The organism is Cryobacterium algoricola, assembly GCF_004402485.1.
GTDB lineage: Bacteria > Actinomycetota > Actinomycetes > Actinomycetales > Microbacteriaceae > Cryobacterium > Cryobacterium algoricola.
The window spans coordinates 35,933-58,668 of sequence record NZ_SOFG01000022.1 but is presented as its reverse complement, the minus strand read 5'-3'; the positions used below and the strand labels follow the sequence as shown (position 1 = coordinate 58,668).

At 62.5% G+C, this 22,736-nt stretch carries 19 protein-coding genes; 12 read left to right on the top strand and 7 right to left on the bottom strand.

Annotated elements, in window-relative coordinates; translation table 11 throughout:
* Positions 1-244: 244 nt before the first annotated feature.
* From E3O44_RS15815 to E3O44_RS15805, 3 genes are read left to right on the top strand one after another with little or no spacing between them, the layout of a single operon-like run.
* Complete coding sequence (locus tag E3O44_RS15815) at positions 245-2,074, top strand: hypothetical protein (RefSeq protein WP_134535739.1); 1,830 nt, start codon at positions 245-247, stop codon at positions 2,072-2,074.
* Positions 2,075-3,526 (top strand): hypothetical protein, encoded by a 1,452-nt coding sequence (locus E3O44_RS15810; protein WP_134535738.1) that lies wholly within the window; start codon positions 2,075-2,077, stop codon positions 3,524-3,526.
* An 11-nt stretch (positions 3,527-3,537) separates the two neighbouring features.
* Positions 3,538-9,168: an ATP-binding protein gene (locus tag E3O44_RS15805; RefSeq protein WP_134535737.1), complete on the top strand. Its 5,631-nt coding sequence runs from the start codon at positions 3,538-3,540 to the stop codon at positions 9,166-9,168.
* An 892-nt stretch (positions 9,169-10,060) separates the two neighbouring features.
* Here the strand turns inward: E3O44_RS15805 and E3O44_RS15795 are convergent.
* Entirely contained in the window at positions 10,061-10,285 is a 225-nt protein-coding gene (locus E3O44_RS15795) for a hypothetical protein (protein ID WP_134535736.1), read from the bottom strand.
* Positions 10,286-10,585: 300 nt separating this feature from the next.
* Positions 10,586-12,127: a DNA cytosine methyltransferase gene (locus tag E3O44_RS15790; protein ID WP_134535735.1), complete on the bottom strand. Its 1,542-nt coding sequence runs from the start codon at positions 12,125-12,127 to the stop codon at positions 10,586-10,588.
* A 341-nt stretch (positions 12,128-12,468) separates the two neighbouring features.
* Between E3O44_RS15790 and E3O44_RS15785 the strand changes: the two genes are divergently transcribed.
* Positions 12,469-13,020, top strand: a complete 552-nt coding sequence (locus tag E3O44_RS15785) for an alcohol dehydrogenase catalytic domain-containing protein (RefSeq protein WP_174775093.1) — start codon at positions 12,469-12,471, stop codon at positions 13,018-13,020.
* A 220-nt stretch (positions 13,021-13,240) separates the two neighbouring features.
* Here the strand turns inward: E3O44_RS15785 and E3O44_RS15780 are convergent, their stop codons facing one another.
* On the bottom strand, positions 13,241-13,615 hold the full coding sequence (locus E3O44_RS15780) for a YccF domain-containing protein (protein ID WP_134535734.1): 375 nt from the start codon (positions 13,613-13,615) through the stop codon (positions 13,241-13,243).
* A 136-nt stretch (positions 13,616-13,751) separates the two neighbouring features.
* Between E3O44_RS15780 and E3O44_RS15775 the strand changes: the two genes are divergently transcribed.
* Positions 13,752-14,285, top strand: a complete 534-nt coding sequence (locus E3O44_RS15775; protein WP_134535733.1) for a hypothetical protein — start codon at positions 13,752-13,754, stop codon at positions 14,283-14,285.
* 128 nt (positions 14,286-14,413) lie between these two features.
* The gene (locus E3O44_RS15770) at positions 14,414-15,889 is read left to right on the top strand and encodes an MFS transporter (RefSeq protein WP_134535732.1); all 1,476 of its coding nucleotides are present in this window, start codon (positions 14,414-14,416) and stop codon (positions 15,887-15,889) included.
* Positions 15,890-15,932: 43 nt separating this feature from the next.
* Here the strand turns inward: E3O44_RS15770 and E3O44_RS15765 are convergent, their stop codons facing one another.
* On the bottom strand, positions 15,933-16,406 hold the full coding sequence (locus tag E3O44_RS15765; protein WP_134535731.1) for a VOC family protein: 474 nt from the start codon (positions 16,404-16,406) through the stop codon (positions 15,933-15,935).
* A 101-nt stretch (positions 16,407-16,507) separates the two neighbouring features.
* Here E3O44_RS15765 and E3O44_RS15760 point away from each other — a divergent pair, with 101 nt between their 5' ends.
* Entirely contained in the window at positions 16,508-17,494 is a 987-nt protein-coding gene (locus E3O44_RS15760) for a helix-turn-helix transcriptional regulator (RefSeq protein ID WP_134535730.1), read from the top strand.
* 48 nt (positions 17,495-17,542) lie between these two features.
* Here E3O44_RS15760 and E3O44_RS15755 read toward each other — a convergent pair whose 3' ends face one another.
* Positions 17,543-17,794 carry a hypothetical protein gene (locus E3O44_RS15755; RefSeq protein WP_134535729.1) on the bottom strand — a complete coding sequence of 84 codons (252 nt, stop codon included), beginning with the start codon at positions 17,792-17,794 and terminating at the stop codon, positions 17,543-17,545.
* Between the two features lie 497 nt (positions 17,795-18,291).
* Between E3O44_RS15755 and E3O44_RS15745 the strand changes: the two genes are divergently transcribed.
* Both E3O44_RS15745 and E3O44_RS15740 read left to right on the top strand, forming a co-directional pair.
* A complete protein-coding gene (locus E3O44_RS15745) occupies positions 18,292-18,585 on the top strand; it encodes a type II toxin-antitoxin system RelE/ParE family toxin (RefSeq protein ID WP_134535728.1) in 294 nt (97 codons plus the stop codon).
* Between the two features lie 42 nt (positions 18,586-18,627).
* Positions 18,628-18,912: a HigA family addiction module antitoxin gene (locus E3O44_RS15740; protein WP_134535727.1), complete on the top strand. Its 285-nt coding sequence runs from the start codon at positions 18,628-18,630 to the stop codon at positions 18,910-18,912.
* Positions 18,913-18,957: 45 nt separating this feature from the next.
* Here the strand turns inward: E3O44_RS15740 and E3O44_RS15735 are convergent, their stop codons facing one another.
* Entirely contained in the window at positions 18,958-19,824 is an 867-nt protein-coding gene (locus E3O44_RS15735) for a DUF429 domain-containing protein (protein ID WP_134535726.1), read from the bottom strand.
* A 106-nt stretch (positions 19,825-19,930) separates the two neighbouring features.
* Between E3O44_RS15735 and E3O44_RS15730 the strand changes: the two genes are divergently transcribed.
* Complete coding sequence (locus E3O44_RS15730) at positions 19,931-20,341, top strand: DUF2256 and DUF3253 domain-containing protein (protein WP_134535725.1); 411 nt, start codon at positions 19,931-19,933, stop codon at positions 20,339-20,341.
* 52 nt (positions 20,342-20,393) lie between these two features.
* On the opposite strand, the gene E3O44_RS15725 is transcribed toward E3O44_RS15730, so the two are convergent.
* Entirely contained in the window at positions 20,394-20,984 is a 591-nt protein-coding gene (locus tag E3O44_RS15725; protein ID WP_134535724.1) for a TetR/AcrR family transcriptional regulator, read from the bottom strand.
* Between the two features lie 203 nt (positions 20,985-21,187).
* Here E3O44_RS15725 and E3O44_RS15720 point away from each other — a divergent pair, with 203 nt between their 5' ends.
* A complete protein-coding gene (locus E3O44_RS15720; protein WP_134535723.1) occupies positions 21,188-22,051 on the top strand; it encodes an alpha/beta fold hydrolase in 864 nt (287 codons plus the stop codon).
* An 87-nt stretch (positions 22,052-22,138) separates the two neighbouring features.
* Positions 22,139-22,354: a dodecin gene (locus E3O44_RS15715; protein ID WP_134535722.1), complete on the top strand. Its 216-nt coding sequence runs from the start codon at positions 22,139-22,141 to the stop codon at positions 22,352-22,354.
* Positions 22,355-22,736: the final 382 nt, after the last annotated feature.

Below are 22,736 nucleotides of genomic sequence, written 5' to 3'. Positions count from 1 at the left end.
GATACGCTGAATTCCAGTGCGGCTTGTCTGAATTTTCTACTGACGTGGGGGAACACTGTTGGAACTGACGAACGTATTCAAGCCTGGTCTGCGCGATCTATGGGGCCAAGCCACGGGAGGGGGAGACGTCGCGGCCCAGCCAGATCTGCGGAGCTCAGTCTGGGCTGTTGCGCCGCGTCCTGCGGGCATGCAGGCGGGCCTCGATTGGTTTCGAGAGGGACTCAAGACGTCCACGCAGCCCCGAATGCTCTACCTCGTGGGTGGGCCAGGCGCTGGAAAATCTCATGCTGCAGCCTATGTGGTCTCCGATCTGGAGGAGCAATCGCCGTTGAAGGATGGGCTGGCACACCGAACCTATAGATATGAGACGCCTACGCGTCCCCTGACCGTCGTCAATGACGCGACAATAGGGGACCGTCTGCACTCGCGCGGCGCACTGGGTCGAGACATTGATACGGCGACCAGAGATCAAACACACTTCTTCGCCTGTGTAAATAGGGGGATCCTCGTGGATGAGTCGGCGGTTTTCCCCCTTCTGGGGAGGGAGTCAGATGGCCCGCAGGGGGCGGTAATCGATTGGCTACTTCGCGAGGACAACTTGAAGGCACCTGAATGCCCCTCAGGGTGGGAAGTTCGAACTAACGAAACTAAGACCGACTATTTGCGATCGGGGCGCCTCTTTAGCGCCGGTGCACATCTTGCTGATGTATTGGTCGTGTTCGTGGACGTGTGTTCTCTGTTCGAAGAATCTCCGAGCGCCACCGTTTCACAGCTCAGCTCGGTAGGTCCAAGCGTGAACGGGGAGTCGTATCGCATCGCCAGATTCCACAGGCGTCGCGATTCAGATCCCCGCAAGTTCCCTGCTGGGGAGCTCGTCGCCGGCGTAGTCAAAGCCTTACAAGTCGACAGCGAAGAGCGAGATCCGGCTTTTCTGAATCCATTTCAAGCCAATCTTGATTCCTTATCTTCAGACGCCGTTCTAAGTGGTTTTCTCTCGGTGCTTCGTGCCTCCGAGATAGTCTCCTCCCAGAGGATGACCTACCGAGAGGTTTGGGGTGCCCTAGTGAGGGCACTGGTTGGAGATCTGCCAGCCCAGATAGCAGGCGCTGACATCGAGAATTTCCTAGAGTCATCCCAACCTGTACAGCCCCGAGCGTTAGCAAGGTTCGCTGAACTCCGTGCATTGGCGGCCTTTCGATACACCCAGTCAATATTTGGGATCGGCGATGGAACCGATCAAAAGGACGAAGCCCTTCAGAATCCCGTCCTCCGGTTGACTCGTCTCGTCGATCCGGTCCGTGATGCACTTCCCGGCACTAACTCTCCGACCTCAGATGGATGGGCCACCCCTCTTTTTGACGCATTTGCCAGTGAAGCCGGCCATGGCTCTCCTCTGGACGCGCTGATGCTCTCTCTCAGCCCAGAGGACCCGTTTCGGGACTGTGTGGGAGCGTTTGATCGCGGTCTGGACGAAGCTTTTGTAGCGGCTCTCGCTTGTTCGGAGCTGAAACAACGGTCCGAAGTCGTGATTTGGTACAGCGGCTATCTCATGCGCTTGTACGCAACCGCAAACGGTATACCTGCTTTCAGACGCGAAATTGAGATTTGGACAAACGCATGGGCTCTGTCGCCCAAGATCCCGGGAACGTTGGAATCGCAGCTTCTGACGCTGCTGAAGCCTGCGCGGGTTCATGGCGCTACGGATGGAGCGTCACTCATCCCTATTTTTGACAGCAGGACGAGTCCAATTACAGGAGAGAGCCGTCCTATTCTCGCTCTCCGCACAAGTTCCATCGAAATGGAGACCTCACGTGACTCGGAGTCTTTATTTCTCCGGCTAAAGGAAAGCGGAAAGGAAATTCGACGCGTTTTGTTGGATTTCCCGCTTGTTCGTGAGGCCCTCGCATGTGGAGAGGGGTATGCCGGTGTTACGGAACTCTCTGACATCACATCGCCACGTCTCGAGAGGTTCCGGGCTGCAAGGTTGGTACCCGGGAAGCAGATGGATACTCAACGGTATCGAGTCGTGGTTGGCCTCACTGACGAGGTGCTCAGCGTTGGGGAGGCGTTCTAGATGTCGAGAATTTCTATGTCGCTACCGCGGCCCCAGTACGTCGCCGTTCCCGAAGCCTTTATCTCAGCGTTGGCCTGGAAGATTCTCCATGTGGACCGTCTAGAGAACTCGACGGATAATTCATCAGAAATACCTATGGTCAAGGACATTGCTGGTAAGCCGATTGGGCTGCTCTTTCGGACAAATGGTGGAACCAGCCGACTAATCAAAATGAAACAGACGCTTCCCACCGGGATTCGACTTGTCGAATTCGTCGACGCGTTGGAAAAGGCGGGGTTGCAAATAGAAGGAGGATCAGACCTTCTGGGGGAGGCCGTCCTCAACAGCCTTGATGGCGTAAGGATTGAAAAGAGTGGAGGCCAGCCGGCCAGTCCACTTACGCCTTCGATCGCGCTCCTCCAGAATATGAGAGGAGCACTCGGAACCAAGGGGCCTCCCGACACGGCGATGATAATTGAATCCTTGTTCGCTCTGGGTGCGTCTACGTCTCCGGAATTGCTCACCGCCTCACGTTTATGGCTGCGAGCAGCGAAGCATCGAATGGAAATTGATCCATTGCTCAACGCACTTGACTCCGCGGTTGATCGAACGATCTTGGGCTCCCAACGCGTGGAGCCGCCGCCACTGCCAGCGGGGTTACCCTCTGCGGAAAGCGTGCCCGAGGGCGATTATTCGGGAACGCCGTTTGATTGGTTCGCCTCGGCCTGGCTCCGCCTCACCAGTGACGAGTGGGTTGAGGCTCTACCCGCTCGGGTTTGGGTAGATTGGGCAACCACCGTCCTTCGTCTGGCCACGGGCCTGGGATTCCTCTGGGAGTGCTCATGGAATGAGGCATTCGCGCGGGCCGTGCTGAAATCAGAAACCGTCTCCTGGGGCGACGTGCGCAGTGAGGTCCGTACAGTTTTGCCTTGGGGGTCGTCGCGTGCGGGCACCGTCGCCTTGGATGTTGCTCCCCAATTGGTCGCGCGAGTATACCGGAGCGAACGATTGAGGTCGTTGATCGCAGATCGATTGGACGCCTGCTCTGCTGCGGCGTCTGACTTTGGCGCTGTTATGGATGAAATGCGCGACGACGAGGGGTTTGCAAGGAGCCTGACTGAGGCCTTGAGCAGTAACGAGCGGGTGGGTTCGGGGAAGAACGTTTGGGAGGCGATCACTTACGCGCTCAAGACGCGAGAGACGAGTGAATCAAGAGCCGACTACTACGGGCTCCTTCAATCAAACGGGCGGTATTTGAAAGTCGACCCGGGAACCGAATGGATCGCTGTTGTAGCGAGTCTCTCTTGTGTGACACCGGGCGCATCGTCGGACGTTGGGCGAGTGATGGCGGACTTGGAAAAGATGGGAATGCGACCCAACCTCTCTGACCTCGTGGCTCTCTTGGAACGCGCAGGCATGGCCCGTGGAAGTGCGGACGCAGATCAGGGTGTACGAGTGGAGAGCGCTTACTAATGACGAGATATATGAACGAGGAGATCCTCGGGCATGCCTTGGCCTTGTGCCTTACCGAGACCGATGGGCTGGGCGCGGTCTACTTGCCGGACGGTACGGGCGAAGAAATTGCCGTGGCAATTGCGAAGGCAGCTAATTTGATCAGGCCCACCCATCCGCCGTACGCGATCATCATTGCGCCGGTTGAAGACACCAGAGATTTGACGTGCATCCGAGTGACATCGCAAACGGCGATCGCCTACCGTAACTCAGACCGCCTAGCGATTGTTACTGGACGCAATCCGGATCTTGCTTCCTTCCGTCAGGCATATAGACCCGTGCTCAACGAGTCTTATCCGGACGGGGACGGGCAGAAGGCGGCCTTGAGATCGCTGGCGCTCGCGGCGATTGACACTCTGATTTCCGCAGCGGGGTTGCCTCTCGACCAAACCTGCGACAAATCAGTTGCCGCTGATCGACTTGCCTCCTGCTTCCGTCAGTTACAGGAGGCGTATCGGGAACTAGGACAGGGTGCCCGCGGATGGAATGCGTATTGGTTCGATCATGTGGCGCTTGGTCTAGAACTGCTGGCCCATCTGACAGTGTCGAAGGTGTATCTTGGCGCGGCCCTCACGCTAGATGACCTCTTCAAGCGGTACACCTACGCGTGTTTCGCTCTCCCATCTCCGGTCGCCGGAACCTCTCTACTCGGCGGTAAGGCGGCAGGGAAGGCGATTGTAGAGGCATTGTCGCTGTGGTGGTCCAGTGCGGCGACGATTGAAATGACTGTTCAACAGCTTGATCATCATCCCGATACACCAAAGGGGCAGAATCATCCCCTAGCGAAACTCGAATGGTCCGGATTCGACCAGACGAATGCAGCACACGGCAATCAGCTCATCGCCATGATCCATCACCTTGAAGGTCAGATCGACGGTGGTCTTGAGGCCTTTTCCCAACTCACTGAGAGACAATTTTTCGACCCTCTGAGCAGCGAAACCCAGACTCGATTCTTGTCGATTTTCGGGCCGGAGGGACAGGACTTGACTGCCGGAGGACAGCCGCATCTCGGTCCGTTCATCCTGCAGTCCTCATTTGTTAGCGAGTCGTCGGTCGGCGCGTCCTCGGTCTCCGAAGAAGTGCGGATTCAGATACCGCTCCTCGCGGCCGTTAGCCCAAGCGCTCTGACTGCCTCTGCGGCAACTGTGCGACTGGTCAAGGCCAAGTTGTCCTGGCAAGGAACACTCGAAGTTGATGCTGATGGCAAGCTTTGGGCCCGTGGGCGATTCGTGCGCGAATTAGGGAAGATCGTTTTCACGAAAGCGGTGATCTCGTCGCGTGTGCTGTTTGTCCTCGATAGTGCAGATTCTCTGGCGGGCGTCGTTGACACTTCGAGCTCGTGCGAGGTCGTATTGCTACCGCCGGTAGGCAGCGGTCTCTTTCACATGAAAATCGGTAAGTCCAGTATTGGGCGCCCCGCATATCTTGGCCAAGACAAGTACGATCTGTCGACGGCCGAATATGTCGATGAGGATCGACATGTGGGCACGTTTGACGACGCCAAAGCCATGCATCTAGTCGTGTTGTGGACCACCACGGGCCGCGAGCGCGTGACGTTCGAAGGGGTGGCAGCTCCTCTCATGAAGGCTCGTGAGCGGATCCACCTCGTCTCTGTCTTGCCTCAACCATCTTCTTCATTTGCAATCGGCGACGCGTCCTATGTGATCAGTTCAACCAGCTCAGCGGGACTATTTCGTTCCCCTGTTGTCGCTGCCATTGAGAACCAGACTGTCTCTGCCACGGCTCCGGCTCAGGACACTCTTGCATCGCTTCAAGGTCAATACGAGGTACTTGCAGCGGGTCATGTCGTTTCGAGGAGCTGGCTTCAGGCACTGGGGCATGTGGTCGTGCCTGAGGACCGTGAGATTCGATTCGGCCAGATAGGTTTCGACGAGTCGGGTGTGCTTATGGACCCGGCAATTGCAGATATTGGCCTGGTCACAGGATTTGCAGTTCCGAAAGCACTGCTGAATTCACCGGAAGCGGACAACTTTCGAAGCTCGTTTGTCAAGCTTGGAGTAGCGCAATGCGTGGACTTCAGCGACGGCGAATCAACGAATCACGAGTGGCCGTCCCGAACGTCTTGGCGCTACCTTTGGGATGACGGTCGGGCCGAGCTGGAAAACTATCTGAATGCCTACTCGGCGCTTATGGCCTTGGCAGCGGAAATCGGAGATCCGCACGGCGTGTTCTGGGCCACTTATCCATTCGGAGTAAGCGCGTGGAACTCCCAGACTGGAGTGTGTCAGGCCGTTCTGCTGAGCCCGCTGCATCCCCTGCGCCTCTCATGGCTGGCGGCGGCAGAGTCCACCTTGTGGCATTCCCGAATTGCGACGCTCCTTGCGGGGACGGTCGAAGGATGGAATTTCCCATTTATTGGGCCCAGCGAGACGGACAACGGTCGGTTGATTGCACTGCCCACGGACAGTGGCGAAGGTCAAGTCTTTTTGGGGTGGTCCATGCTCGTCCAGTGCTCCATCAACGGATACCAAGCGCTGAGCGCGCCCCTGCAAATTGGGGGTTTCCCTGCCCCTGGGAATGCCGTTAGTGGACTGAATTCGAATGCAGCAGCGACAGCGCTAAAGAGCTACATGAGCATGCATCCACACGTTTCCACTCTGACAGTGGACCTAGCGGCGTCCCACCCCATGACGCGATTGAGAGAGGTGGATTCGGCCGTTCTGACTGCAGTCGAAACTTGGTCTGCCGGAAAGGTCAAGCGCTTAGGCGGCGGTGTTCGCGTATGGGACTCTGTGGACAGGGTCGGAGACGTGCCAAGAGAGGCAGTCACGAAGCTCGCCCGTGCGGCTGAAGATATACCGTTCAGCTGGACCCGCTATCTCCGCAAACCCGGGGAACAATCCAAGACATGCAACGTAAGGCTCTTGCAAGACTCTGGCGTGCGGCTGGAGGCTGGCAATGGCGCCTGTCCTAACCAGGGTGTAGTGGGGCGCGTGCCGCTGCGTCGGTTTGAAGCACATGGAGCGCCTGTCGCAAACGCTCCATATGCGGTTTCCCTTCCAGCGGTCGATCGCCACGCCGGGTGGGGTCCCTTCGCCGCGGCGTTAACTAACGTCGAAGGGGCTTCTCTAAGGCCACATCTTCGGTCGAAGTTATTGCAGACTGCCCTTCTGGATATCACTGCCGACTGGACCGTATCAGGTGAAGGTCTCATGGGACCAAGTGCCCTCGCAAATCTCATCGAAAGTACCGGGTCTGGGTCGCAAATGCTTTGGGAATGGCAACCACCCTTCCTGGACCGGTCGGACGGAACGCCGGTGCTGGAGCGCCGTCCCCACGTGTCGGTCGCTAGAATCCCCGATAGTTTCCGAGCCCAGCTACGGATTCTTGTAGAGAAGGCACACGGTGGGGAGGTCGACGATCAGACGATCATGGCGATTATGGCCAAGCTTGGCGCGAGGGGAGTTGGGTTATCGACGCTTCTAGCGATTGGCGGCACCCACGCGGCTGGAGCACTTGGCTTCTATCTCGCGTTTTCCCTCATGGACACCATCGATCCCCGTGGAGCCGAACAATTCGTACTGCCCATCGATGCCACGGACTCCTTCCTCCGAGGGCTCGCCGGCGGTGCTACACCAAATGAGTCCACTCGCCGAGCTGATCTCTTGGTCGTACGCGTCGACGAATCCGGTGTGACTGTTGCGCCGATCGAAATCAAGTTGCACGGGTTGATGGGTGCGCCCTCGTCCGATACCGACCATCTGCCAGGCCCGGAAGGTGCAGCCCTAAAGGAGAGTGTGGCCCAGCTGGCTGCGACGCAGACGCTTCTGAAGAGAGTGGCGACGCACTCCGCTTTGGTTCGCGAAAACGGCCAAGGCCCCGACAGCATTCTGTGGGATAACGCGCTGGCGACAATGCTAGAGGCCGGCAGCCGACTTCAGCCAAGTGGAGCACGATCCACCGGGCGATTGCTGGCCCGTCTCCAAGCTGCAGTTGACGGTCAGCTCCCAATTCGTATCGGCAAGCCAATTGCCAGCTACTTCCAATTCAACGCCGAGACGACCGAGGGGGAGAAGTTCAAAACGCACGTGGATCTAAACCGAGATGGGCTCGATTGTTTCGGAGCACTCATAGCTGATGTGGGTACGACCTTCGGCTCAATCGGCAGCTCGCACTCAAAGATGGCTGGCCAGTGGGCCGATTTGATCTCATGGGCGATGCAGGTAGACGACGAACCGTCATCGAGAGCCTCTGACGTGGGCCCCCAGAACGACCTTGTTCCTCCAGTGCCGCCGATTGAGGCGAGGCACGGCTCTCCTCGATCTGGGGGCGAAGCACTCGCGACACGTGGTATTCCTTCTGGGCCTGATCGTATTAACGCTGAGCTAGTACCGACCCGACCTCCCGCAAATACTGATTCCACCGATGAGTCGAGTACTGAGTCGTCCAAGAGCTCGGTTGTAGTCGTGCCAAATGAAGCAGCCTCTTTAGGGGTGAAGTTCGCGGTGGGTCGACTGATCGATTCAATCGGTGCCGCGAGCGCAGACTTCTGGCCGGGCAATACGGCGCTGAACCAAATGAATATCGGCGTAGTCGGTGACCTCGGTACTGGAAAGACTGAACTCTTGAAGACGGTAGTCTCCGAGCTTCGTTTTCATGCGCAGCGCACGCAACAGAACCCACTAAATTTCTTGATTCTGGACTACAAGCGGGACTATCAGGAAGATACGTTTGTCAAGCGCGTCGGAGCCAAGGTCCTCCTGCCTAACAAGATCCCACTCAACGTTTTTGCATTGTCGGGCGAGTATACAAAACTGGCGGCCTTTCAGAAGGGGCAACAGTTCTCCGACGTAATTTCAAAGATCTACGGTGGAGTAGGGCCGATTCAGAAGGCCCGAATTGCGCGACTGACCGCGGACATCTTTGCCTCACAGGGAGGACGACCGCCCACTATCGCTCAGCTCGCGGAAGCCTATGGCTCAGAAGTCTCGGCTGACTCGGTGACGGCGATTCTGGACGTTTTTGTTTACGGTGAAATCTTCAGCGACGATCCGACCGAGTTGTTGGACTTCGACTCGCTGATTGGCGACCGAGTCTTGGTCGTTGCAATCGATCGTCTGGGCGTCGATCAGAAAACCAAGAACGCCTTGGTGATTCTCTTTCTGAATATGTACTACGACTACATGCTCCGATCAAAGAAGTTTCCGTTTCTGGGTACAGACCCGCAGATCAGGCAGCTCAGCTCGTTCCTCCTGGTCGACGAGGCCACGAATATAATGGAATATGAATTCCCGGTTCTAATGTCCCTGATGCTTCAGGGCCGTCAGTTCGGCTTCGGCACTGTGCTTGCCTCTCAGTACTTGTCGCATTTTCGTACGTCTACTCAGAACTATGGGCAACCTCTGCTGACTTGGTTCATTCATAAGGTCCCGAATGTCACCGATGTCGAATTGACGCGGTTGGGAATTACCGGATTGCCCGTAGCGGCCAGTACAAGGATCGGTGGACTCCAAACGCATGAAGCCCTCTATAAGTCTCTCGGCTACAGCGGCAGTTTCATCCGGGGAAAACCGTTCTACAAGTTGGTCGAGGAGAGCGATACGCATCACGCTGGCTACGACGACGGCCCGAAACAAGGCTGAACGAGGGTACCGCGCGAACGAACCTAGGCAAGACGAGCGCTCTGGCGAGCAGCGCTCGTTGGTAGTGGCGGTCCGCGCAGTTAGTGGCGCGGTTCTGGCGAGGTGGTAGCGACCCGGGCTGGGTGCGGGGGCCGCTGGGGATACCTCCCAGTAATCGTTCTGGCGGGGGCTCGGTCATTGCGGTGTCGACGCATGTGGATCTGGCCGAGGTCGACGACTCGGGAATAGTTGGAAAGGCGGCTCACGATCGAGTCTGCAGCGACTCAGTCGGGCAGCTCGTCAACCCAGTGCATGGGTTCGGACTGGGGCGATCATCGTCAGCAGCCCGTTTCGCAATTGGCGAGGATAGCGAAGAGGTCGCAGCCGAAATCGCTGTCTATGCGGACGGTGAGAAGCCGCAGATGAGGAGCCGGTCGATGTTGGAGAGGTCGTTGAGTCTTTGGCGCGCCATGCTTTTGCCTCCGGCGATGACGGGCGGGGTTACCCATCCGGAGGTAGGCCACGGAGTGTTCGCTTTGGCAGGCGCCGAATGCTAGAGCGCAGGCGAGATCTGTCTTCCTGTCGCCGGCAGGCTAGACGATCAGCAGGTTCGTCGGATCGAAGCTCCAGTCGTGGGCGGCATTACGGCGTATCCGAACCAGAGTGATGCCGTGCCCGTCACGTTAGTCGATCTCGCCGTGGTCGTGTATGGGATCGGGAACGTGGCCTGACGGGCGAGGTTGTCGACCTTGTTGAGGCGCCGGGGCTCAAATGAATCATCGAAGCCTGTGAGGTAGAGCTGCTCGTGGGGTGAGGGTGTCGCTGGCTTCGTCCTGTATGAGTTCATCCAATCTGGTCGCAACATGCGTGACAGGCAGGGCCCGGACCTTGACGCGATCGAGGCTGGTGAACATCAAATGCCTTCCATATTGCGTGCGTAGTGGAAGGCATCGCGAACATTGACGTCGGGCGTGGTGTCGCGGAAGACGAACGGACTGACGCGTTTGCGGGTCGAGGGCGCCGGGACTACCGGCCGCGGCTTCCTCGCATCACGATCGATCGCGGCCACTAGACGCTTGAGGGTCGAGTAGGTTGGGTGCGCGCGGCGGTTCAGGAGGTACGGGGCGACGCCTGACACGAGGCATCCCGGTGCCGGTGCAGGTTCTCACTCTCGCCTCCCGCAGCTCAGCAGCATCGGCCTGAGTGGCGCCTGAGCGGTTGCCGTCCTCGATATTGGCCAGTTTCAGCCAGCGTTCAGACGTGACTCCAAGGTCCCGAGGTCTTTCGCGACCCGCGCGAGGGGGTCTCGTTCTTCGGGCGACTGCAACGACGTCACGATGGAAGTCGAGGGAGAGATCCTTTGGCGCGATGAACATCCTTACGTGAGAAACGAAATGCTCAGAAATCAGGAGGCAATTAGACCGACAGCAGTCCCGCCCTACGCAAGATAGGCGTTTGGGTGTTCGGGTGCACCATCTCCCGTTGGTTGCAGTCCAGCCGTTAAAGGATCGATGTCGGGAGATTCGACAACAGGAAACGTGCCGACGGCGAGTTTCTTCACATACCCGCTAACCATGCTTCCAAGGGCTGTCCCAACGAAGGGTGAAACCGCATTTCCAACCTGAGAATATTGGGGAACGTCGACTCGTCTGCTCTCACCGCCGGTAGTCACTTTGCCGTAGAACTCGAACGCATCGGGGAACCCCTGGAGGCGCGCGAGCTCTCGGACGGAAAAAGTCCGAGGGAGTAGCGGATGGATATAGTCGTCTGGAATCGTGACAACGGTTCGCGAAGGTTCAGTCCAATCAAGTACCGTCTGCGAGTGCTTGAGAGTCAAGTGGTCTCGAATAAGCTGAAAGAAGGCGGCCTCGTTCTCGGCTTTCAAAATCCCATCGGGAGAGCTGACCGGGAAATCGATGCGGGCCATTATTTCCCGAAGAGGCGCGGAGGCCTCATCGGTGAAGTCGCCCATCTTCGCTTTCCTCGCTGCGGCCACAGCCTGATAGCGCTTAAGTATCTTCAAGAGGCGAAAGAGTTGAACAGTCGATGGCCGGTGGCTCCGAAGCTCAGTGTTTGCTCGTCGGGCCTCTCGCCCGTCTGAGCGCACGTCGGCCGCAGTGAGATGCCAGCGAGCTGAATCGGAGATTTCTTCAATGTATCCCGTTTTCGGCCCCAATCGTTCCATGTGGTCGATGCCAGGGTCCAAATCGCCTATCGCCTCAGCAACGGTGCGGACTTCGTTCCTAATGACTCGGCCTCGGGGAAGAAGAGACTTGGCAACGAAGGGAGACTCGTCGGAGAATCCAGATTCCAGAATGGATGTTGAGGGAACAACGCCGAGTTCTTGCGCCACGTCCTCACGAACTCCAATCAGCATCATGCGGGGTCGGCTTTGAGGCGCACCGTAGTGTTTCGCATTGACAAGTACGCCCTGCACGCGATAGCCCTTCGTCCCTTGTTCCGCCAATGCCTTTCGAAGGCTGTCGAATGGAGATTGGCTGCTAGTGGCGTGGAACTTGCGGTGCATGCCGACGACGTTCTCAATGATGACGAAACGCGGGTTCGTTGCATCAACGAAGCGAAGAAACTGCCAGGCAAGTTGGTTTCGTGGATCGCTTGACCTGCGTCGGCCGGCCAGAGAGAAGCCCTGGCAGGGTGGCCCCCCAGCAACGAGGTCGAGTTGAGCGTGAGCCATCCGGCTCATCGTCGCGGCGTCATCAAGTAGGGATTCGACTGTGCCAACTATCAGACCGTGGGCGCCCTGCTCAGTTACGCCGCGCTCCAGATGCTTTCGCCACTCAAAATTGCTGCGGTTCAGTTGGTTCTTGAAATACGTCTCGCTCGCCATCGGCGACTTCTCGACGGCCATTACGTGCGTACCGCCGGCCCTTCTCAAACCCAATGAGAGGCCGCCGCAGCCCGCGAACAGATCGACATATGTGAAGGCACCGGATGTCTGAGCGATTGAGGCCGCGTTCACTCTGTCGCTTCTTTGAACGTGGCTAAGCTAGCGCGACGCAATGTGCGGTTACGGAGGGCGGATTGCCGCAAAAATTCACTGCTTAGCGCGGCGTAAACCATATGATTCCAATCTCGTCGAGGACAGGTCGCAAAGTGCGGTGCACGCTTTCTGGGCAGTCGGCGGCGGTGGTCGGGCGATTCCTCTAAGACCCCCAAGGTAGTTTAACGCCGCAGGCCGTGTGCACTGGATGCGATCTCCCAAGCGCCCTCCGACAACAACTAGTATTTCGCTGCGGCGAAATTCAGCCCGCTGCAACGTCGCACTATGCATCGGAAGAAGTCTCGGGACACTTTCCCTGCATGCGGCTGTCGACTTCTTCCCAGTCAAGGATTTCGATTCGGGGTAGGTTTTTTCTCCCGGTACCCAGTCTGAGGTGGACAGCCGACAGCGTGTTCCCGAAAACGGGCGTCCGTGCTCCAGAACGCCGATCGGCCAGTGATCGATCCGGAGCCCGAGAGCTGCCGGTGCGGATCGTGGTCAGCGGGGTGAACCCTACCGATTGGAAATCGCGCCGCGGCTCAGTACCCGGCGAGTCACCCACGCTTGAGGGGGTTGTGCCCGGACAGAATGGCGCAGGCAGCGTGGTGTTGGTCGGCGCAGGCGTGGCGCACTTCGCTGTGGGCGACCGGGTCTGGCTGGCGCTCGCCGCCTACCAACGGGGAGCAGCGGCTCGGCCCTGGAGCGTGCGGTGCTTCCCGGCGCCGCCGGCGGCCGACAAGCAGGACTTGTCCGGGCGCGACGAACTTCGGTGGCTGGCGGCCGCGATCGTGAGCCACGCGCGGCGAAGACGGAGAAACTTACGCAGATCCACCAGTCGTCAGTTAGCGACCACTGCACGGCAATCAGGCTGATCGCACTCATAACGGCAAGGAGGCTGCCGAGAATCCACAGCACTAACCGGAGGGGCGAGGGATGGTTCCCTTCAATCAAGAGAGCCTTTCAGTGTTCGCGGCCCTAGTCGATCGCAGGCGTCAGAGGGATTGAGTCACTGGTACAAGCTTTGCCTCGTGTAGGCGGCGGATTGCAAAATGCATCCGCTCGAGGGGGTGTCTCCCGCGCCACCGGTGAGAACTACGGCAGGTCGACGATCTCCTTGCCGAGCGGCAGGAGTGCGACCGGGATCAGCTTGAAGTTGGCGATCCCCATGGGGATGCCGATGATCGTGATGCAGAGCGCGATCCCGGTGGTGAGGTGGGTCAGGGCGATCCACCAGCCGACCAGCACCACCCAGAGCACGTTGCCGAGGAACGACCCGAGACCCGCGTTCGGCGTGGAGACGACGGTCTTGCCGAACGGCCAGAGCGCGTAGACGCCGATGCGGGCGGCGGCGATTCCCCAGGGGATGGTGATGATGAGCACGAACATGATCAGCGCGGCCAGCATATAGCCGAGGAACAGCCAGAAGCCCGAGAGCACGAACCAGATGATGTTCAGGAGAGTCCTCATGATGGTGTCCAGTCTCTCAGGTCGTGCATCCCATCTGCCGGAGAGCTCGGCGGTTTCGGGGCTGCGGCGCGCGGGCGTCCCGGAGGCCAGGCCACGCCCGGCGGGCGCGCGGTGAGCGATGCGCCAGACTGGGGAGATGGACTGGACGCGACTCGGGCTCGAAAACGCGGGCTTCACGGGCTTCGTGCGGTTCGCGGATCTCGCGGCTGCGACCCTGCCGGCAGCGCCGGGCGTCTACCTGGTCCTCCGTGCCGATGATCGGAGCCCGTACTTCCTCGAGACGAGCCCGGCCGGGAGGTTCAAGGAGCGCAACCCGACCGTGTCGAATGCGCTCCTGGCGGAGGCGTGGCTCGACGCGGCATCCGTGCTCTATATCGGGAAGGCCGGCGCCGGGGCGAAGGGCAAACGGGGTCTGCGGAAGCGGCTGACCGAGTATCGGCGGCACGGCGCGGGCGAGAAGGTGGGGCACTGGGGAGGCCGCTACGTGTGGCAGCTCGCCGGCAGCGCGGAGCTGCTCGTTGCCTGGCTGGAGACGGGAGTCGAGGATCCCGAGGAGGTTGAGGCCGCTCTCATCGACCACTTCGTGCTCACGTTCGGCGCGCGCCCCTTTGCGAATCGGAAGCTCGGCGCGGCGAGGCGGAAGACCGGGCCGATGGGGCGTCACCGCTGATACGTCGAGTTGTCATTCCCGAACGCGGCTCGCTAGTCTGGCTGCACCGGAAGTAAAACCGCGGGGCTCTGCCCGCGCTCATACGTTGCTCATCGAGCAGCCACTTCTCCCCACGTGGAGAGATGGATATGAGCAACCAGAATGAGCTACCGAACCCGACCGATGATTCCCGCGTCTCACCGGATCGCCACCGCCCGCAGACCCTGAGGGCCGCCGCCGTGGCGCTCGCCGGGTTGTCCGCGGTGTTCCTGTTCGAGATGCTCGACAACTCGATCCTCAACGTCGCGCTCCCCACCATCGGGCGCGAACTGGACGCGTCGACCACCGCACTGCAGTGGGTCACGGGCGCGTATGCGGTCGTCTTCGGCGGGCTGATGCTGCTGTTCAGCGCCATCGCCGACCGGTTCGGCCGCCGCCGGGTGATGCTGATCGGGCTGTCGGTGCTGGGTCTCGCGAGCCTGGCCACCGCCCTCGTCACGACGACCGAACAGCTCATCGCAGTGCGGGTCGCCATGGGCATCGCCGCGGCCATGACCACCCCGGGCTCGATGGCACTGGCGTTCCGGCTCTTCGACGACGAGAACCTGCGCGTCCGCGCGATCACCCTCATCTCCACGGTCGGGCTGGTGGGCCTGGCGATCGGCCCGACCGTCGGCGGCTTCATCCTCGCCGTCGCGCCGTGGCAGGTGCTGCTGCTGATCAACGTGCCGATTGCTGTGCTGGCCTTTGTCGGCATCCGGATCGGCATCGCCCAGGACCTTCCCGCCGAACTCCACCGCGACCCGCTGGACATCGCGGGAGCCCTTCTCGGCACCGCCACTATCGTGCTGGCGATCGTGGCCCCGACGCTGTTCGTGGGGGAGGGCGCCGGTTGCTGGACCCCCTGGGCGGCAACGGGCGGTGCCGTGATCGCGGCGATCCTGTTCGTCGTCCGCGAGCGCATGGCCCGGTATCCCCTTCTGGACCTGCACCTCATCGCCCTGCCCCTCGTCTCCAGCGGACTCGCCTACAAGGCCGCGTCGGGCCTCGCGATCTCCGGCCTCAGCTACATGGTGACCCTGCAGCTCCAGTTCGCCTGGGGCTGGCCGCCGGCCCTGGCCGCAATCGGCATGCTTCCCCAGGTCATCGTGCTGCTCGGCGGCGGCCGCCTCGTCGGCCCCTTCGTCGCCAGATTCGGGATGAACCGCGCAGCCTGGATGAGTGCGGCAGCGGTCGTGCTCGGCCTCGCCGTCTTCGCGGCCGGGAGTCGCTTCGGCTACGTCTGGGTCGCCCTTTCCCTCGTGCTCGTCGCAGCAGGGATGCGCGTGGTCGGCGTGGTCGCCGGCACGAACGTTATGCGGGGCCTGCCGAAGAACCGCACCACAATCGGCGCCGCCCTCGTCGACACGTCGAGCCAGGTCGCCACCGGGGTCGGGATCGCGGTGACCGGCACCATTCTCGCGGCGCTCTTCACCGGCACCATCTCAGCACCGGCCTGGAGCGCGGACCAGGCGGCCGCGTTCCAAACCGGCGTCACCGTCGCCGGGGTCACCCTCACGGCTGCAGCGGCCGCACTTGTGCTGGTCGGAATCGCCCGAAGCCGCCCGGCTCGCGACGTCCTCTGACAGCTGCCGTGGTCACCCGCCACGGGTCGTCGCGTCCCGCCTATTAGGCGGTGTACGCGGCGGCCACGTCGAGAATCCAGGTCACGCCGAACGCGTCGGTGAGCATGCCGAATCCGGGGCTCCAGGCGGATGCCGCGAGCGGCTCCACGATGGAGGCCCCGGCCGAGAGCGCGGCCCAGTAGCCCTGGATTTCGTCGAGGGCGTCGCCGCGGACGGAGACGAAGAACGGCTGGTCAGTGAGGGTGACGCCGTTCTCGCGGCGGGTCGAGCCGGCCGGGCGTGCTGCGGTGGCCGAGTCGCCTGCCTGGCCGGGGATGTCGTACGCCATCACCCGGAAGCCGGCCTCGGTCTCGACCTGGCCGAAGACGACGTTCGCGGCCCCGGGGGCGTCCTGGGGCATCCCGAAGTCGCCGTACGTCGCGATGGTGACCTGGCCGCCGAAGACGGACTGGTAGAACTCGAGAGCCGCTCGGGCGTCGCCGTGGAAGTTGAGGTGCGTGGTGGTCGTGATACTCATGTCTGCTCCTAGTGAGAACGGTGCCGGGCGGGTCCCGACAACGGTCACTCTGACATCCGTCTAGGACAGTTTCGGTCCTCTACTCGAACTACGATCGAGGAATGACGACGACCACCGCGCGGCTGCTGAATCTGCTGTCGCTGCTGCAGACCCGGCGCGACTGGCCCGGCGCCCTGCTCGCCGAACGGCTGGACATCAGCCACCGCACGGTGCGCCGCGACGTCGACCGCCTTCGCGAGCTGGGCTACCGCATCCAGGCGACCATGGGGCCGGACGGCGGCTACCGGCTCGACGCCGGAAGCGAGCTGCCGCCGCTCCTCTTCGACGACGACCAGGTCGTCGCGCTGGCCGTGGCACTCCAAACGGCCACCGTCACCGGGGCGGGAATCGAGGAGGCGGCCCTGCGGACGCTCACCACGGTGCGGCAGGTGATGCCGTCCCGGCTGCGCCACCGCCTAGATGCCCTCGACTTCACGACCGTCCCGCGCCCGGGCGAGGGCCCCGCCGTTCAGGTCTCAGCGGATGTCCTCCTCGCCCTCTCCGCGGCGGTCCGCGCCCGCGAGGTGCTCCGGTTCGACTACGCGAGCGCGGAGCCGGGCGCCGACGCCGCTGAACCGAGGCCGCCACGGCGGGTCGAACCGCACCACCTCGTCACCTCCCACGGCCGCTGGTACCTCGTCGCGTGGGATCTCGACCGGTACGACTGGCGGATCTTCCGCGCCGACCGGATCACCCCGCGCACCCCGACCGGCCCCCGCTTCGGCCAGCGCGAGCTCCCGGGTGGCGACGCCAAGGGCTACGCCTCGGCCCACTTCAAGGGCTCAGCCGAGGCGAACGCGTGGCCGTGCACCGGAACGGTCGAGCTGCACCTTGCCGCTCGTGCCGTGCTCCCGTTCGCGGGCGACGGCGTGGTCGAGGCTCTCGGACCTGACAGGTGTCGGTATACCTCGGGATCCTGGTCCTGGATCGCCCTCGCCGCGTCCCTGAACCGCTTCGACACCGCCATTGACGTGGTCGGCCCGCCGGAACTGACGGATGCCTTCGCCCGGCTCGCCGCACGGAACGCGGCCACGTCGCGGGGCGAGTAGCCCCGACGTTGCCTGCGGACTAGTGCGTCGACGAACCGCCCGGCAGGTTCACGCTTTGATGTGCCGACGTCGGCGCTGCACCAACGCGACACTGCCCGTCACGGCGAGGGCGATCACGGCCAGGGCGAAGAGCCACAGCCCCGCATAGGTGGACATGGCGACCCAGTCGGGCGCATAGATCGGGTCGAGTCCCTGCTCCTCGCGCACGCGATACTTCACGCCTTCGATCACCGTGAGCACGATCGCAGTGAGAAGCCCGAGGCCTCCCAGAATCGTGAAACTTATCCACGTTCGCTTCATCACACGATTCATTTGCGATTCTCCCTCTGGTCAGGGAAATGACGGATCAGAGGTTCATCGTACTGCCGTGGGGAGGGCGTTGTCGATGAGGACAACGGCGATGGCCGCAGAAGTGGCGAAGGCGTCGGCGTCGCGGGCGAGGACGCGGGCTGAGGCGCCGTCCAGGCGCGCCACTTCGGGACGACCGCGCTGGCGCCCGCACCCGTTTCGGCACGCCGCGCCCGAAACGGCGGGCGCGGGCTGCGGAAACCGGCGCGGGCACGGGGTCAAGCGGGGCGCGGGCTGCGGAAACCTGCGCGGGCGCGGTCACGCCTAGCGCGAGGTAGCGGCCAAGGTGACGGTTGCCGTGGGCAAGAGCTAGGCCGTAGAGAACGATCACGATCGAGTGTCGGTGGTCAGCGAGACGCTTTGAGGGAATTCGCCGGTCAAAAAGCACCACCTTCCATCAACCCGTCCAGTGTGCGGTCTTGCTATGCGTATATCGGGAGAATACGCTTGTGATCAAGTCGTTTCGCCACAAGGGACTTGCCCGTTTCTTCTTTTCCGGAAGCAAGGCGGGCATCCGCCCGGATCATGCTTCTCGGCTGCAACGACTACTCGCAGTATTGGACAACGCAGTGTCGATAGCGGATATCCCGGCGTCGTGGAGACCTCACGTGCTGCGAGGCGAGGGGGAGTCGGGGCGCGACGTTCAAGCACACTATTCGATTTGGGTTTCAGGAAATTGGCGTCTCACTTTTTCGTTTGATGGCACGGATGTTGAACTTCTCGATTACGTGGACTATCACTGATTGGCTGTAGACAGAATCGAAGACGGAAGGAGCGGAAGGTTCATGACCGGAATGCACAACCCGCCGCACCCGGGCTCGCTGCTTGAGGACTACCTCGGCGAGGTGAGCGTTGCCGAGGCGGCGCGGCGCCTGGGCGTCACGCGTGCCACGCTCTCCAGGATTCGGCACGGACACTCCGCGGTGACGGCCGACATGGCCGTGCGGTTGGGGCTGCTGTTCGGCACCAGCGCCGAGTTGTGGCTGGGGATGCAGAGTGCCTACGACCTGTGGACCGAGCGACAGAAGCCGCGGCCTGCGATTGTTGCGCTCGCGGGTTCGGGGCGCTGACCAGGACGAATCCTTTGGAAGTGCGGGCGGCATTCGCTGGGGGCGCTAGTCCACTGGGGCGCCGGCTCTCGAGCGCTTGGGCCGGGCCACCCACCCGCCGGGGCGTTGCTCGGGGCGAGCGGGCGCGATGATGACCGGGATGCGCCCCTCGGTATCCGGGGAGTCGGTCGTCCCGAGGACCTGGCATCGTTCGGTGCCGAACTGGGCCCAGAGGGCGGCGGTCCATGCGCAGAGGGTGGCGTCGAGGAGATCCTCGCGGTGCTTGTATGCGGCGTCCTTCAGGGGAGACGGTTCCTCGAGCAGGGCCGCGGTGGTCGGGTGGGAGCGGAGGTCGAGAGCTGGGTGGATGTCGGTGAGGCGCAGCATCCGTTGGAGGAGGTCGTCGCATTCGGCGGCGCGGAAATCGCGCCGGGCCGCGGGGGAGGGCAGCGCCGGGTTGAAGCGTTTGTAGCGCGGGCGCTCCACGTCGTAGCCGAGCTCGGGCGCGCCGACCAGGGTCGTGTACGGGTAGCACTCGAAGAACTGCACTTCGTCGGGGAGGACCGGCCCGCTGCCGTCGGTGTAGCGGAATCCGGCCTGCTCGAGGCGCTTGCGGAGGGTGACGCCGCCGAGCCACGGGAGGCCGAGGTTGGAGGGGTTGGCGTAGACCTGCCACTGGCTGTAGCGCTGGGCGACCTCGCGTTCGCATTCACGGATGCCGGTGGCATTCGCCACGACGAGGGGCGCGTCGATCGCGATCACGTCGCCGGGGGCCGAGCGCGTGATGACCCAGGCGGCGACGGCGTCGATGCCGCGTGCCCAGCCGGCGTCGAGCACGGTTCCGGACGCGTCGATCAGCGCCAGGCCGGTTTCGTTGGCGCGTTTGGTCGCCGTGCCTTCTCCCCAGGCCAGGTCGACGCCGATGTAGTTCACGCTCGCCGAGGTTCCATGTTCATAAGGGTCCTATTCTCGTCTCTGTCTCGCCCCATTCGGTCGTTTGCAATTCGCACCAGACCCTCGGTCCAGCAGGATAGAAGGCATGGCCCACCGACAGCGCAAACCGGCCGATTCCGAGGCCGCCGGTGAGCGGGCGGACAAGACGTGCGCGTCGTGCGGCCGGCGCATGGAGTGGCGCGCGAAGTGGGCGAACAACTGGGATTCGGTGAAGTACTGCTCGGCCACCTGCCGAGCACACGGAGTCACCGCGACCGACCTTCGGCTGGAGGAGGCCATCGCCACCCTGCTCGCTGCGCGGGCGACGGATGCCACGGTCTGCCCCTCCGAGGCGGCGAAGACGGTCGGCGCCGAGGAATGGCGCGAGCTCATGGAACCGGCCCGACGCGCCGCACGCCGTATGGTCGCGCGGGGTGAACTGGAGATCACGCAGGGAGGGGTTGTCGTTGACCCGTCGACGGCGAAGGGTCCGATCCGGTTGCGGCGACCGCGGTGACGGCAGCCCGGCCCTTAGTCAGGACGGTCTGACGGGCGGGCTGCGCGGTGAGTTACCGGGCGGGCTGCGGGGTCGTGGTATCGGTCCACTGGGTGAGGGCCACGATGAAGCCGTGGACCAGGCGGTCGAAGCTCCGGTTGATGTCTGCGCTAAGGGCGAAGGACCCGGCGGTTTCCAAGGAGATGAACCCGTGCAGGGTGGAACGGAAGGCGCGGATCGCGTCGATCGCGTCGTCGCCCTCGAGGTGGTACGCGGTGAGCACGTCGCTGATCAGATCGACGACCGCGAGCGACACGGCTTCGTCCTCGAGGTCGCCCGGCGCGGGCATCCGGTTGGAAGCCTCATAGCGGGCGGGGTGCTGCAGCGCCCACTGCCGGTACGCCCGGGACATGGCGGAAATGGCGTCGGGGCCGGAGCGCCCGACGGAGGCCCGCGCGAGCACCTCGCCCATGTCGCGTTTCGCGTGCACGGCGATGTCGCGGTGGAGGCCGGCCATCGAATCGATGTGCTTGTAGAGCGACGGCTGCCGAACGCCGAGACGCGTGGCCAGCGCGGCCAGGGTGAGCGAGTTGAGGCCGACTTCATCGGCCATCACGGCCGCTTCTTCCGCCACCCGGTCGCGGGTGAGCCCGACCCTAGGCACGGGTCCGTGCTCCGGCTCTGGTGCTGAGGCGTCTGCGAACGAAAGCGGATGCTGTTTCCATGGGGCTAAGGATGACCTTCTTTCTGGCTAGTGTCAATAGCCAGACCGGCGTGCAAGCGTCGCGGCCTGACCGGCCTGGGTGAAGCATCCATTTTTCTGATTTGGCTATTGACACTAGCCAAAAGGGGATGCAGAGTAGCTGCATGACCTCCTCCACTGCAGCTTCTGCCTCGTCGACTCAGTACCTCGCCCGCCCCGAGGGGCGCATCGCCTATGACCTCCAGGGCGCCGGACCGCTTCTCGTGCTCGTGCCCGGCATGGGCGAGCTGCGGTCCTCCTACCGCTTCCTGACCCCGGCGCTTGTCGCCGCCGGATACTCGGTGGCCACCACCGACCTCCGCGGGCACGGCGACAGCGACACGTCCTTCTCCGCCTACGGCGACGTCGAGACCGCGGGCGACATCCAGGCCCTGATCGCCCAGCTCGGCCGGCCGGCGGTGATCGTCGGCAACTCCCTCGCCGCCGGGGCCGCCGTGATCGTCGCCGCCGAGCATCCCGCCCAGGTCGACGGTCTGGTCCTGGTCGGCCCCTTCGTACGGAACCCGCCGTCGAACGCGTTCACCCGCGGGCTGTTCCGCGTGATGATGGCCCCGCTCTGGATCGCGCCGATGTGGAAGAGCTACATGCCCACCCTCTACGCCGGCCGCAAGCCCGACGATTTCGCGGAGTACCGAACGGCGGTCGTCGCGAGCCTGAAGCGCAAGGCCTACGGCAAGGCCTTCTCGCTCACGACCCAGCAGACCACCCACGACCCCGCGGAGGCGAAGCTCGGCGCGGTGACCGCTCCCACGCTCGTCATCATGGGCGACAAGGATCCCGACTTCAAGGACCCGGCCGCCGAGGCGCGTTTCGTAGCGGATGCCCTCCACGGCTCGGTCGTGATGGTCGCCGACGCCGGCCACTACCCCCAGGCCCAGCAGTCGGAGGTCACCGCGGCCGCCGTTCTGAGTTTCCTCAAGACCGTGCCGCGCTCGACCGACCAGTCGGAGTCCGACATCCGCCGTTGAACACTCGTGCCTTGCGAGCTAGGGTCGGAGCACCCGGGGCGACGGCGCTGCGGGCGGGGAACACGCCCGAGCCGGAGGGATCACGCCATGACGAACCACACCTACCGCGTCACCGAGATTGTCGGAACGTCACCGGACGGCACGGATGCGGCCATCCGCAACGGTCTGGAGCGTGCGACCAAGACGCTGCGCAACGTCGACTGGTTCGAGGTGGTGGGCACCCGCGGGCACGTCGTGGACGGCGCGATCGATCACTTCCAGGTGACGCTCAAGGTCGGCTTCCGCCTGGACGACGCCGACTAGGGCGTCGTGTTCTGACGTTCTGACCGCTTCTCGCTGCTCGTGTTCTGACGACTGTCGGCGGGCATCCGCTCGCGCCCGCGCGCGTTTCGGCACGCCGCGCCCGAAACGGCGGGCGCGGCGTGCGGAAACCGGCGCGGGCGCGGGGTGACAGGGGCGCGGCCTGCCGAAACCGGCGCGGACACCTGAACGTCGTTCTGTCCATTGGGGGAGACGACCTCTGCCGAACTGCGCACGAAGTGTGGCACTGTGGCCGGTCACCGCGCGCATCGAGGTCGCAGGTGAGTCATCCACCTGCCCGTCAGCCTTCGTGGAAATGTCCATATGCGCGAGCGCTTTTGCTATGGGCACCGTCGATAGGCGACGCTTAACCTTACGGAGCTAG

Coding starts and splice junctions, on each gene's coding strand:
- E3O44_RS15815 (WP_134535739.1), top strand. CDS start 245: ATGCTCTACCTCGTGGGTGGGCCAGGCGCTGGAAAATCTCATGCTGCA.
- E3O44_RS15810 (WP_134535738.1), top strand. CDS start 2,075: ATGTCGAGAATTTCTATGTCGCTACCGCGGCCCCAGTACGTCGCCGTT.
- E3O44_RS15805 (WP_134535737.1), top strand. CDS start 3,538: ATGAACGAGGAGATCCTCGGGCATGCCTTGGCCTTGTGCCTTACCGAG.
- E3O44_RS15785 (WP_174775093.1), top strand. CDS start 12,469: ATGCGGCTGTCGACTTCTTCCCAGTCAAGGATTTCGATTCGGGGTAGG.
- E3O44_RS15780 (WP_134535734.1), bottom strand. CDS start 13,615: ATGAGGACTCTCCTGAACATCATCTGGTTCGTGCTCTCGGGCTTCTGG.
- E3O44_RS15775 (WP_134535733.1), top strand. CDS start 13,752: ATGGACTGGACGCGACTCGGGCTCGAAAACGCGGGCTTCACGGGCTTC.
- E3O44_RS15770 (WP_134535732.1), top strand. CDS start 14,414: ATGAGCAACCAGAATGAGCTACCGAACCCGACCGATGATTCCCGCGTC.
- E3O44_RS15765 (WP_134535731.1), bottom strand. CDS start 16,406: ATGAGTATCACGACCACCACGCACCTCAACTTCCACGGCGACGCCCGA.
- E3O44_RS15760 (WP_134535730.1), top strand. CDS start 16,508: ATGACGACGACCACCGCGCGGCTGCTGAATCTGCTGTCGCTGCTGCAG.
- E3O44_RS15755 (WP_134535729.1), bottom strand. CDS start 17,794: ATGAAGCGAACGTGGATAAGTTTCACGATTCTGGGAGGCCTCGGGCTT.
- E3O44_RS15740 (WP_134535727.1), top strand. CDS start 18,628: ATGACCGGAATGCACAACCCGCCGCACCCGGGCTCGCTGCTTGAGGAC.
- E3O44_RS15730 (WP_134535725.1), top strand. CDS start 19,931: ATGGCCCACCGACAGCGCAAACCGGCCGATTCCGAGGCCGCCGGTGAG.
- E3O44_RS15720 (WP_134535723.1), top strand. CDS start 21,188: ATGACCTCCTCCACTGCAGCTTCTGCCTCGTCGACTCAGTACCTCGCC.
- E3O44_RS15715 (WP_134535722.1), top strand. CDS start 22,139: ATGACGAACCACACCTACCGCGTCACCGAGATTGTCGGAACGTCACCG.